This is a genomic window from Nitrososphaera sp. (assembly GCF_037447015.1).
Classification (GTDB): Archaea; Thermoproteota; Nitrososphaeria; order Nitrososphaerales; family Nitrososphaeraceae; genus Nitrososphaera.
On the sequence record NZ_JBBIHK010000022.1, the window covers coordinates 19,365 to 30,770 of the forward strand.

Annotated in this window: 13 protein-coding genes; 9 read left to right on the forward strand and 4 right to left on the reverse strand. The window is 56.2% G+C overall.

From position 1 onward, the window contains the following. Positions 1–26 precede the first annotated feature (26 nt). Complete coding sequence (locus WKI84_RS08725; protein WP_337863159.1) at positions 27–368, forward strand: hypothetical protein; 342 nt, start codon at positions 27–29, stop codon at positions 366–368. Positions 369–401: 33 nt separating this feature from the next. On the opposite strand, the gene WKI84_RS08730 is transcribed toward WKI84_RS08725, so the two are convergent. Then, positions 402–1,055 carry a Snf7 family protein gene (locus WKI84_RS08730; protein WP_337863160.1) on the reverse strand — a complete coding sequence of 218 codons (654 nt, stop codon included), beginning with the start codon at positions 1,053–1,055 and terminating at the stop codon, positions 402–404. 177 nt (positions 1,056–1,232) lie between these two features. Here WKI84_RS08730 and WKI84_RS08735 point away from each other — a divergent pair, with 177 nt between their 5' ends. Together WKI84_RS08735 and WKI84_RS08740 are read left to right on the forward strand one after the other, a co-directional pair. Further along, positions 1,233–1,496 (forward strand): hypothetical protein, encoded by a 264-nt coding sequence (locus WKI84_RS08735; RefSeq protein WP_337863161.1) that lies wholly within the window; start codon positions 1,233–1,235, stop codon positions 1,494–1,496. Positions 1,497–1,535: 39 nt separating this feature from the next. Next, positions 1,536–2,876 (forward strand): pyridoxal-phosphate dependent enzyme, encoded by a 1,341-nt coding sequence (locus WKI84_RS08740; protein WP_337863162.1) that lies wholly within the window; start codon positions 1,536–1,538, stop codon positions 2,874–2,876. 246 nt (positions 2,877–3,122) lie between these two features. Here WKI84_RS08740 and WKI84_RS08745 read toward each other — a convergent pair whose 3' ends face one another. Together WKI84_RS08745 and ilvD are read right to left on the reverse strand one after the other, a co-directional pair. Next, a complete protein-coding gene (locus WKI84_RS08745; protein WP_337863163.1) occupies positions 3,123–4,532 on the reverse strand; it encodes an anthranilate synthase component I family protein in 1,410 nt (469 codons plus the stop codon). A gap of 70 nt (positions 4,533–4,602) precedes the next feature. Continuing rightward, positions 4,603–6,297 (reverse strand): dihydroxy-acid dehydratase, encoded by a 1,695-nt coding sequence (ilvD, locus tag WKI84_RS08750; RefSeq protein ID WP_337863164.1) that lies wholly within the window; start codon positions 6,295–6,297, stop codon positions 4,603–4,605. A gap of 236 nt (positions 6,298–6,533) precedes the next feature. On the opposite strand from ilvD, the gene WKI84_RS08755 reads away from it, so the two are divergent. From WKI84_RS08755 to WKI84_RS08775, 5 genes are all read left to right on the forward strand, one after another. Next, positions 6,534–8,549: a sensor histidine kinase gene (locus tag WKI84_RS08755; protein WP_337863165.1), complete on the forward strand. Its 2,016-nt coding sequence runs from the start codon at positions 6,534–6,536 to the stop codon at positions 8,547–8,549. Positions 8,550–8,670: 121 nt separating this feature from the next. Next, positions 8,671–8,940, forward strand: coding sequence for a winged helix-turn-helix domain-containing protein (locus tag WKI84_RS08760; protein WP_337863166.1), 270 nt, complete (start codon positions 8,671–8,673; stop codon positions 8,938–8,940). A gap of 149 nt (positions 8,941–9,089) precedes the next feature. Continuing rightward, positions 9,090–9,518, forward strand: coding sequence for a response regulator (locus WKI84_RS08765; RefSeq protein ID WP_337863167.1), 429 nt, complete (start codon positions 9,090–9,092; stop codon positions 9,516–9,518). Further along, a complete protein-coding gene (locus tag WKI84_RS08770) occupies positions 9,511–10,056 on the forward strand; it encodes an MEDS domain-containing protein (RefSeq protein WP_337863168.1) in 546 nt (181 codons plus the stop codon). The genes WKI84_RS08765 and WKI84_RS08770 overlap by 8 nt, the downstream gene beginning before the upstream one ends. Positions 10,057–10,097: 41 nt before the next feature. After that, positions 10,098–10,535, forward strand: coding sequence for a response regulator (locus tag WKI84_RS08775; protein ID WP_337863169.1), 438 nt, complete (start codon positions 10,098–10,100; stop codon positions 10,533–10,535). Here the strand turns inward: WKI84_RS08775 and WKI84_RS08780 are convergent. Next, positions 10,522–10,710 carry a hypothetical protein gene (locus WKI84_RS08780; protein WP_337863170.1) on the reverse strand — a complete coding sequence of 63 codons (189 nt, stop codon included), beginning with the start codon at positions 10,708–10,710 and terminating at the stop codon, positions 10,522–10,524. The two genes, WKI84_RS08775 and WKI84_RS08780, sit on opposite strands and share 14 nt — an antisense overlap. A gap of 87 nt (positions 10,711–10,797) precedes the next feature. Between WKI84_RS08780 and WKI84_RS08785 the strand changes: the two genes are divergently transcribed. Next, positions 10,798–11,238 carry an HIT family protein gene (locus WKI84_RS08785; protein WP_337863171.1) on the forward strand — a complete coding sequence of 147 codons (441 nt, stop codon included), beginning with the start codon at positions 10,798–10,800 and terminating at the stop codon, positions 11,236–11,238. Positions 11,239–11,406: the final 168 nt, after the last annotated feature.

Genomic DNA, 11,406 nt, shown 5'->3' on the forward strand with positions numbered 1-11,406 from the left:
CACATCTTGCTGCTTTAGCAACAATAATGCCTGCTGCTACAAAAGAGTTCACGTTCAAGATCAGGATGTCGGAGGAGCAGGGCCGGGAAGCAGCCCTGTATGTCAATTCCCTGCCTGCCCAGGACGTGCTTTTTGGCCTGCGCTTTGCATACAATCGTCATTCTGCCGCAAGCGGTGGCTACCTCATGCCGGGAAGAAAGAGCATGGTAAAGAGGGAGACTCATGCGCTGAGCGCCGAGCAGGCCAGATGGAGGCTCGCAAACTGGAAGACGATGATAAGGACGTACAGAGAAAAAGGATACAGCTATCCTACCATTTCAAGGATCAAAAAAGAGCTGGGCAAGATTTCAGGGACAAAAAGAGAATAAAAGGAAAAGAGAGAAAAAGAGAGGAGGTCAGGCTTAAAAGCCTGCTGCCTCTGCCGCTGCTGAGCGCTGGGCCGTCGAGCCGGCCGGGAGGTCGGGGAACTTGCTCTTCATGTTCATCTCGACGATTGCGCTTGCCTCTTCCATGATCTTGGCCGTGTCTTCGCTGTAGCCTGTGAACCCGCCGATCTCGCCGTTTGGTATCTGGCCAGAGTCGGTCATGATGTTGCCAAGCAGGTCCGATATCTGTGCGAAAGACTGGTCTGCCTCTGGCATCATGCCCGAAAGCCCGCTCTGCAGCCCCTTTATGACAGACATTGCAGGGCTCAGCGTGACCACCACGTCGCCAAGCTCGGTTATCGTGTTCAGCCTCAACTGTATCTGTTCAAGCGCCAATTTGGCAGAGTTGATCATCTTGCCCATCTTGCGGATCTGGGACAGCTCGCCGGACAGCACGCGTGCATGCTGCGCGTCGTGGCTCTGCATCGCAAGCACGATGCGCTTGAAGATCACCTGGTCCTTCTCGTTGATGCGTGACGAGATGCCGTCAAGCTTGGATATCTGCATCTGCAGCTTTTTCTGCGCTTCTTCTATCCGGGGCTTGAGCGGCGTCTGCGGCTTGACGCCCTCTATCAGTCTGTGTCCTATTCCGTCTCCCTGTGGTTTTACCCATTTGTTACCAAATGACATTACTGTTACTACCTGCCAACAATTCCTGCCATTAACTAAAAGAACGGCTGTACTGCGCACGCGTGTAACCGCGGTAACATGGGTCTGCGGTTACAGCCCGTCTCGCATACATGTCCGGTAGCCGGCGCCCTGCAAATCCGTCAAGTATTTTAAAGAGCAAAAACCCGGTACAGGCGGATGATAAAGGAGAAGATAACGGTCAACAAGCGCAGCTACAGCGTCAACATGAACGAGCAGACCCAGATGTACGCCATGAAGCTGCGCAGGCTATACAGTCAGAGCTACAACGACATGGACAGCTTTGACGAGGTGAGCTCCGAGATTTCATCCACAATCAGCAACCTGCTCAAGAACGCCGTGTCTCCAGAGGTGAGGGAGGACGACATGGACGGCGTAATCCAGCAGGTGTTGAAAATGTACGAGAAGGCCGCCAAAAAGTAAAAACATCTAAATAGCAATCTTTCGCGCTCTCATCTACATATGGCGGAACACGCCGTCAAAAAGTGCATCAACCCTGACTGCGGCAAGAGCTACGGCATCGACAACGACGTTTACCGCTGCACCTGCGGATCCCTTCTCGACATAAAATACGCCGCCAAACCATCGCGCGACCTTGTTGAAGTGTTTTACCAGAGGCGCAACCACGGCGGCAACATATACAACGAGTCAGGCGTGTGGCGGTTCAGAGACCTGATAAACTTTGCCGGCATCGACACCGAGGATTTTTCCGAATGCGCCCGCGTGCTTGTTTCGCTGGACGGCTCTGAGGGGCGGCTGTCAAAGCCGTACAGGATGAGCAAGGCCGCCGACTATGCAGGCATGAACCACGACTCGATGTTCCTGCAGCCAGAAGGCTACAACCCCTCCGGCTCTTTCAAGGACAACGGCATGTCGACGGCAGTCACGCACGCCAAGATGCTCAAGGTAAAAAAGATAATCTGCGCCTCCACCGGCAACACGTCTGCGTCTGCAGCGATGTATGCGGCAAACGAAGACATGGAGTGCGACGTCTACATACCCAAGGGCGAGATTGCGCCGGGCAAGCTCGGGCAGGCGTTCCAGTTCGGGGCGCAGGTGATCCAGGTGCAGGGCAACTTTGACGACGCGCTTGCCACCTCGCTCAAGAACGCCAAGGAGGGCGGCGGCTACACCGTCAACTCGGTCAACCCCTTCCGCATAGAGGGGCAAAAGACCATCGTCTACAGGGTTATGGAGAACCTCAACTGGAACCCGCCGGACTGGATAGTGTATCCTGGAGGGGCTTTGGGAAACACGTCGAGCTGCGGCAAGGCCCTCATAGAGCTGTACGAGTGGGGCTGGATAAAAAAGGTGCCAAGGATCGCAGTCGTAAACGCCGAGGGCGCAAACACCCTCTACGAACTGTACAACGGCATTTTTGAAGGCAAAAAGCTGGGCTGGAACGGCGGCAGGCCCGACCTGGCGATGGTCGACAGGTATTACGCCCACCTTGACAGGCAGGGCATCAGGCCCAAGACGCATGCGACTGCCATCCAGATAGGCCGGCCGGCCAACATCGCCAAGGCCCTGCGCGCCCTTGACTTTACAAACGGCGTGGTCGTGCAGGTGAGCGACAAGGAGATGAGCGACGGCATGTCTATAGTGGGGCTGAACGGCTTTGACTGCGAGATGGCTTCGGGGGCGGTGCCGGCAGGCATACGCAGGCTGCGCCAGGAAGGCACCCTCAAGCGCGACGACGTGGTGGTGGGGATACTGACCGGCAGGCAGAAGGATCCGGCGCTTGCGGTGGAATACCACATGAACCCTGCCAACATGTTTGCCCGGCCGCCGACCAACCACTAAAAGAAAGCCCGTAACATTTTCATTATTTTTCACACGCTATCGTATAGATTATTTCAGTTCATTATTTTTATAGCGTTATCAATACAACCACTGCGTTATCATTATCATCATAATGCTTTAGAGATCATAGTTTTTGCCGGCATTTTTTGCCCGGCCGGCAGGCAACAGGGCGCAAAAGGACGTGTACAAGCACGACAGGATGCAAAAAAGGGCCAAAAAAGACGGCCGGAATTGAGCAGGTTTTTCTTACTTCTTTTGCGCCGCCTTTTTGAGCGCAGAGAGGACGGCGTTTGCCTTGTGCTCCGTCTCCTCCCATTCTTTTTCCGGGTCAGAGTCCATGACTATGCCGGCGCCGGACTGCACGTAGGCGTCCGCCCCGTTGACAAAGAGCGAGCGTATGGTTATCGCAAAGTCGCAGGAGCCGTTGAACGAGAAGTAGCCCAGCGCGCCGGCGTACGGCCCCCTCATGTCAGGCTCGAGCTCGTCGATTATCTCCATCGCCCTCACCTTGGGCGCACCAGAGACGGTCCCTGCCGGAAAGACTGCCCGCAGCGCATCGTACGAGTCGTACGACTTTTGGAGCCGGCCTGTCACGTGCGAGACGATGTGCTGGACGTGGCTGAACCTCTTGACTGTCATCAGTTCATCGACTTTGACAGTGCCAAAGTCGCACACCCTGCCCACGTCGTTCCTTGCCAGATCGACTAGCATGGTGTGCTCGGCCAGCTCTTTTTCGTCCTTGAGCAGATCCCGGCGCATCTGCTCGTTCTTGGCCTCGTCCTGCACTATCGGCCGGGTGCCTGCTATCGGGAAGGTCTCCACGTAGTCGCCGGTGACCCTGATGAGCATCTCGGGGCTGGACCCTATGATGCACCGGCTCTTGCCAGTCTTCATCAGGTACATGTAAGGTGAAGGGTTCACTTCGCGCAGCGCCTCGTAAAACCGCAGCAGGTCGCCACTGACTTTCATCCTCATGCTCTTTGCGAGGACGACCTGGAATATGTCGCCGTCATAGACGTACTTTTTCGCCCTCTTTACTGCGCGGACAAACTCGCCCTTGGTCATGTTGCGCGCAGGGGCAGTATGGGAAAACAAAGAAGAAGGCCCGGGATCACGTTCTTGCAGCTTTTGCTCTATCTCTGCAAGGCGCGACCGGCCGCTGCTATCTCCCACGTGAAAATAGTACGCCTGACCCTCCTTGTGGTTGTACAGTATGCCGTCTGTATAGATGCCAAACTCCATCATGGGAAAGCCGCTGCTTTTCCGCCTCTTTTTGGCAGGCAGGCGCTCCCAGAACCGCACGGCGTCGTAGCTGATGTAGCCCACCGCCCCGCCGACGTAGCGGAACCTGTCTTCTTTGATCCGCGGGACGAGCCGGCGCAGCTGTGCAAGGGGCTCGTCCACTTTTTCCTTTTTTATTATCCTGCCTTTCCTGTCCGTGACTGCAAACGTGCGCGAATCGCAGCTAACAAGAAACTCGGGGTCAAACCCGATAACCGATGTCTCGGACAGCTCTTTTGGGCCTACAAGCGACTCCAGTATGAACACGCGGTCATAGGCAGAATACAGCTTTTTGAAGAGGGCGAACTGGTCATAGCCGGTTGCCAGCTTTGTTATCTTGATGCCTTCCAGATGCGGCCGGCCAAAAGTAACCACCCTGCTTTTTCATTCTCCCTTTTTCCTTCGTTCCGGGTGCGCGGCAGTCTACATTTAAAGCTTGGTCGCGTCAGTCCTGCCGGGGAACGGTGATGGCGCCCTGCGCTGCAGACTGGACAAGCGACGCGTACTTGGCAAGCGCGCCCGTCTTGTACCTTGGTTTTATGGGCTTCCACTTTTTGGCGCGCCTGGCAAGCTCTGCCTTTGGCACCATCAGGTCTATCTTGCTTGTCGCCGTGTCTATCACTATCCTGTCGCCCTCCTTCACAAGGGCTATAGGCCCGCCGACCATCGCCTCTGGCGCGACGTGCCCTATCATGAAACCGCGGGTGGCGCCTGAAAACCTGCCGTCTGTCACCATCGCCACCTTTTCTCCAAGGCCTTGGCCCACTATTGCCGCAGTTGTAGCAAGCATCTCCCTCATGCCCGGCCCGCCCTTTGGCCCCTCGTAGCGTATGACCACCACGTCGCCTTCGACTATCCTGCGCTTGGACACCGCGTCGAACGCCTCCTCCTCGCTGTCAAAGACGCGGGCCCTGCCTTCAAATCTCTTGCTCTTGACGCCGGCCACCTTGACCACCGCGCCGTCTGGCGCAAGCGTGCCTCTCAGTATCTTGAGCGTGCCTTCAGAGCTTATGGGCTCATCAAGCCTCCTCACCACCTTTTCCTTGCCCTGGCTCAGGTCGAACTTTATCGATTCCAGGTTCTCCTTCATGGTCTTGCCTGTGACGGTCATTACGTCGCCGTGGAGCAGCCCTTTCTTCAAGAGCGCGTTCATGACTACCGGCACGCCGCCTATCTTGTCGAGGTCGAGCATTACGTACATGCCGCCGGGCCTCATGTCTGCGATGTGGGGCGTGCGCCTGCGTATCCTTTCAAAGTCTGACAGCGAAAGTTTGACGCCTGCCTCCCTTGCTATCGCAAGCAGGTGCAGGACGGCGTTTGTGGAGCCCCCGATGGCGTTTGCCATCATTATCGCGTTTTCAAACGCCTCGTACGTCATTATGTCCCGAGGGCGTATGTTGCTCTCTAGCAGGCCCATTATCGCTTTTCCAGTGTTGTAGCAGACCTCGTGCCGCCTGTCGCTCTCAGCAGGGGGCGACGCGCTGCCTGGAAGCGACATCCCGATGGCCTCGCTCACCGACGCCATCGTGTTTGCAGTGTACATCCCTGCACAAGAGCCGGCAGTCGGGCAGGCCACGTTTTCCAGGCTCAGCAGCTCTTGCAGAGTCATCTTGCCGGCGTCGTACGTGCCCACCGCCTCGTACACGTCCTGCACGGTGACCTGCTTGCCGTTCCAGACGCCCGGCATTATCGTCCCGCCGTAGACAAAGATTGAAGGAAGGTTGAGCCGGGCCATGCCCATGAGCGTGCCGGGCAGGCTCTTGTCGCAGCCAGAAATGCCGACTATGCCGTCGTAGCCGTGCGCCCTCACCATGACCTCTATCGAGTCGGCGATTATCTCCCTGCTGACAAGCGACGCCTTCATGCCCTCGTGGCCCATGGCGATGCCGTCAGAGACCGCTATCGCGGTGAACTCGCGGGGCGTGCATCCCGAGTCGGCGACGCCCCTCTTGGCACTCTGGGCGAGCTGTCCAAGGTGTATGTTGCAGGGGGTTGCCTCGTTGCAGGTGGAAGAGACGCCGATTATTGGCCTGTCCAGGTCCTCGTCCGTGAGGCCCATGGCCTTGTACATCGCCCTGTGGGGCGCCCTTGCCGTCCCCTCGACAACCTTTCTGCTCGGAAGCTCGCCTTTGTTATACATGTGCAGCCGGCGAGAGGTCGATTTGCATATTTTAAGATTCTTTAGCACGAGGCTTCTTTGCGTAAAAAGCGGCGTTTGCCTGGCAGGCAGGTAAGCAGGCAGGCAGCAGGCATGTTGGTCTGAAAAAGTTTGAGCACTGTTCGCAAGCACCAGAATAGAAGACCCGGTAGCTTCAACCGCAGCGTATATGAGCCTGCGGCAGGTTTCTAGAGCGAGGCTGCCGCGTCTTCTTGGGTGTGCTGCGCCGGAACCAACCATTCCTGATACTGGCCCCCATTGGCATAATCGCCATTCTGCTGTCGGCCATCGTCTACCAGTTTTTCAATGACGCCGCTGCCAAGGTGGTGGACATCTCGGCAAGAGAAGCAAGGACTGCCGCCAGGGTGGAAGCGCATGACCTGGCCGCGTCTGTCGAGAACAAGCTGGAAGGCATACTCCAGAATGCCAAGATTCTGGCCCAGGCGCCCACCGTGCAAAGCGGAGAGGTGGAAAGGGCAAAGGCGCTGTTTTTGGCCACTCAGCGGACGAACAGCGACATGACCGACTTTTACGGGTGGCTGGACAAAGACGGCAGGATTGTGTGGTCTAGCATAGCATCCGAGAATCCCGAATACACGCGGTTCATAGACGCAGACAGAAGCGACATGGGGTGGTTCCAAATACCGCGTGACACAGGCAGGCCGGCGTCGACTGCCGCGACAAGCTCTCTTGACGATGTCTACCGGCTGTACATCTCGAATCCCATAGTCGACGCGCAGACTGGCGAATTTGAAGGCGTGGTATACGCTGGAATTTCCCTTTCAAAACTCAATGACTATCTTGGCAGGCAATTGTATCCCGGACTGGAGACTACGACGGGCCTGATGGACATGGAGGGCACCATATTGCACGCCAAATATCCAGAGCTCGTAGGAATAAACTACTTTGGCCCCGAGTACAAGAAAATCATAAGCGCTGCGCCAGTCAAGGCCGACGACCCGCAGGGCATGGAACAGTTCATAAGACAATCCCTGGAAAATGGCAAGGCGGCAACGACGGCTACAGCAGCGGCAGCCATGTCTGGCTCTGCCGACTTTAGCTACTCTGGCCAGCCGGCCACAACAGCCTATTCGTACGTCCGCATAGATGGAGACCCCGTCGGGGTGCTGTTTGCAAGGGTGCCTCACGTTGCGGTGGCAAACGTAACTGCCCTCGTGGACCAGCAGAGGGCAGCCAGCGTGTTTTTGGTGGCCGTCATCGGCGCCGCAACCGTTGCGGTGGGCGCCACCGTCATGGCCTGGAACAAAACCCTGAAGAGGGCCGTCGACGAAAAGACCGTCCAACTTGAAGAGTCGAACAGGGAGCTTGCTTTGACCACCCAGGATCTAAAAGACATGGTCGCCGAGCTGGCAGAAAGCAACAAAAAGCTGCAGGATGCCAACAGGCAGCTGGAAGAGTACAGCTCGCAGCTTGAAGAGGCAAACGAGCAGCTGAAAAAGCACGACAGGATGCAAAAAGAGTTCATCAACATAGCCGCCCATGAACTGAGGACGCCCATACAGCCGATATTGGCCATATCGAGCCAGTATGATTTTGCCCCGGTAAAAGCAGAAGAAGAAGAAGAAGAAGAGATGAGCATAAAAAAGATAGAGATGCGGCTAATCGCAAGGAACGCCCGGCGGCTTGAAAGGTTGTCGTCGGATATTCTGGACGCAACGAGGATAGAGTCGGGCACGCTGAGGCTGAACAAAGAAGATGTGGACCTTGCAGCGCTGGTGTCCGAAGCTGTCGAGGATGCCAAAAAGCAGGCGATGGCAAACGGCGGCAACGTCAGGTTCGTGGTAAACACACCCAAGCCGGGAACAGCCATCGTGGCAAATGTTGACAGATACAGGATGAGTCAGGTGCTTGCAAACCTGCTTGGCAACGCGGTAAAATTCACCAAAGAGGGAACGATAGAGGTGACACTGGAAAAGAAAACGACGATGATGATGACGATGGCGGCGGCAGACAACGGAAAAGAAGAGATCAGGGTAGCTGTTTCGGACACCGGAAGGGGCATCGACCCTGAAATAATGCCCCGGCTCTTCCAAAAGTTTGCCGGCAAGTCAGACGTAGGAACAAGCACGGGATTGGGGCTGTACATCTGCAAGGCCATCGTCGAAGCTCACGGCGGCAGGATATGGGCGGAGAGCAATGAAAAAGATGGTCGCAAGGGCGCAACATTCGTGTTTACCCTGCCCTCCGCAGGCTTGCCTTCTTATGCCAACTAGCAGCAATGGCCGTTTTTCAGATGACGGGCGCAGGCGCCTGTGATCCGGAACAATGAACCCAGAATCTCTTTTAAATTATTGGCGCAGAGAACAACCCACGGATATGCGGTACAGAAGTAGAATGGATATCATCGCAGCGATACTAGAGACTGCGAAAGAGGGAGCTATCAAGACCAAGATAATGTACAGGGCGTTTCTTTCGTTTCCCCAGCTCAAGGAGTACCTCCACGTGCTGATGGACGGGGGCCTGCTCGAATACTCGGAAGAGGCCAAGATGTACAACACTACTGAAAAGGGCCGGCACTTCCTAGAGATGTACAGCGAGGTGGGAGACGCCATCAGCCCAAAGGACAGCAGCAGGAAAAAGAAGGCAGTGGCAGCCAAGAGGTAAAAGCACAGAGCCGCCGCTGCCGCCGGACAGGCACCTGTCCTCCCCCCCCCTCACCTTCTTTTTCTGCCGTCTTTTTCCCTGCAGCGGCCCCGTGCCCCTCTGAATTGTTTTATATCCTAGACCCGTCTTTCTCTCCGGCATACTGGCACATGGCGACCGGAATCGGCTACAGGATACTGCTTGTAGATGACGAGGAGGACGTGCTGTACGTCTTCAGGCGGGCACTGGAAAAGTACGGCTATGTCGTCGAATCGTTTTCAAGCCCCGAAAAGGCCCTTGAGCGATTCAGGGCCAACCCAAAACAATACGACCTGGTAGTGTCAGACGTCCGCATGCCCGGGATGACAGGGTACGAGCTTGCGCAGGGCGTCAGGAAACTCAACCGCAGGGTAAAGCTGATGCTTGTGAGCGCGTTTGACATCGACGCCCGGGTCGGGGAGGCGTTTTTCCCGGAGCTCCGGGTCAGCGAAGTGCTGACAAAGCCGGTGGCATACAAGGAGATATGCCGCGCGGTGGAACGCCAGCTGCTGTCGTCATCATCGTCATCATCGTCATCAAAGGCAGGCCAAGATGTCTGAGGCAGCTCTGCGTCAACTGTGCCGCGAAAGGACGGGGCTTCACAACCTGCTGGTCTTTGATGACATTGTGGTGTTCAGGGAAGTGTACTGCGAGATAGCAAAGGCCGCCCTGCCAAACAACGAGATCCTGATAATCATGACCTATTTTGAGACGCCGGACCAGGTCAAGTTCTACCTGCGCGAGGCGGGCGTGAACGTGGACTTGTATGGCAAGACGGGCTCGCTGTTCGTGATAGACTCTGTCGAGCAGTTTTTCGGCACCAACCCGACAGACACGCTCCGGTTTATCGAACTGCTCAACAAAAAGGTCCGGCGCGAGGGCAAAAAGGGCGTCATAGCCATAATAGACATGGACGCCTTTTTCCATCTGCAGGACGCAGGGCTTGAAAAATACGAGCTTGAAGTCCCCTCCGGGACGGCAGGTGGTGACGCGTTCCTGTGCCTGCTGTGCGCCTACCACAGGGGCAACTTTGAAAGGCTCGACCCCGCGACCCAAAAGGCGATAACGAGCCGGCACTCGGCCAGGGCAGGAATCTGAGCCCGTAACCCTTTAGAGCCAAGCCTGCTTAATGCATAAGCATGGACGGCGGCAGCAGCAATGGCAATAACGATAACAGCAGTAAAAAGTATGGGATCCTCGTGGTCGAGGACAATCCCGACGTCAGCTCTTTGCTGTCGGCCCTCATCCGGCTAAAGGGGATGGAGTCGGTCAAGGCCCGCACACTTGAGGAGTGCACCGAGAGGATCCACGGCCCTGACAGGATAGCAGTCGCAGTCATGAACGGCAGGCTGGCGATGGAGAAGGGCGGGGTCCTGATATCGATGATCAAGCAGGCAAGCCCCGATACGCCGATACTTGGCATAGTCGAGGACGACTCGGACAGGGCCAACATGCTCCGGCTCGGCTGCGACGACTTTGCAAAAAAGCCCGTGAGCGCCGAGACGATAATAGACAAGGTGCTGGTGCTGATGGCAAAAAAGCAGAACGAAGCGGCGGCTGCGTCTAGTCGAGCGTAGCGCTGACCTTGATCCCGTCCAGCCCTTCGGCGCGAAAGACGGTCTCGCACATGCCGCATTCGGCGTTGCCGTTTGTCAGGTCTTTTGCAGAGACCTCCTCGTTCAAATAGTCGCACTTGGGGCACTTGAACGAAAAGTTGATTTCAAAGTCCTCGACTTCGACTGTCTCTGCCATGGCTAGACTCGCAAACTGGAGCTATTTAAGAATTGGTGCGACAGCAAGGAATAAAGATGCATAAACTATTTTCAAATAAAGGACAAGATGGTCAACAGGCCCTGCATATTCTGCTCCATACTGGAGGGCAAGCTCCCAAGCGCCCAGGTGTACAAGGACGCTGACTTTATGGTGATAATGGACAAGTACCCGATAAACAGGGGCCATGCCCTCGTCATACCTACAAAGCACTATGACAACCTCCTGCAGATGCCCCCTGCCGAGGTCGGCAGGCTGTACTCCATGGTGCCGGCAGTCGCAAAGGCCGTCGTGTCGGCAGTCGGCGCAGACGGCTTTAACGTCGGGCAGAACAACGGGATTGCGGCAAACCAGATAGTGCCTCACGTGCACGTCCACATCGTCCCCCGGTTCATAGACGACAGCCCTGACGGCAGGTGGCCCGACCGCAGGGTGGCGCAGGACGGCGAGCTTGCAGAACTTGCACAAAAGATACGCCTAAAGATGGCAGCAGCGCCGTCATCAAAATAGCCATTTTTTGCAGGACGGCGGGCTTGCAGGTGAAAGAGAAGTATCTGCTTTTATCAGCCGCCTTCTTTTTGCCTCAGCTAGCCAGCTAGCTAGTCCGCCAGTCAGTATCCCGTAAAGTCCTCGGTGCGGATGGCCTGCACTGGCACTCCCATCTTCAAAAGGGTGCTC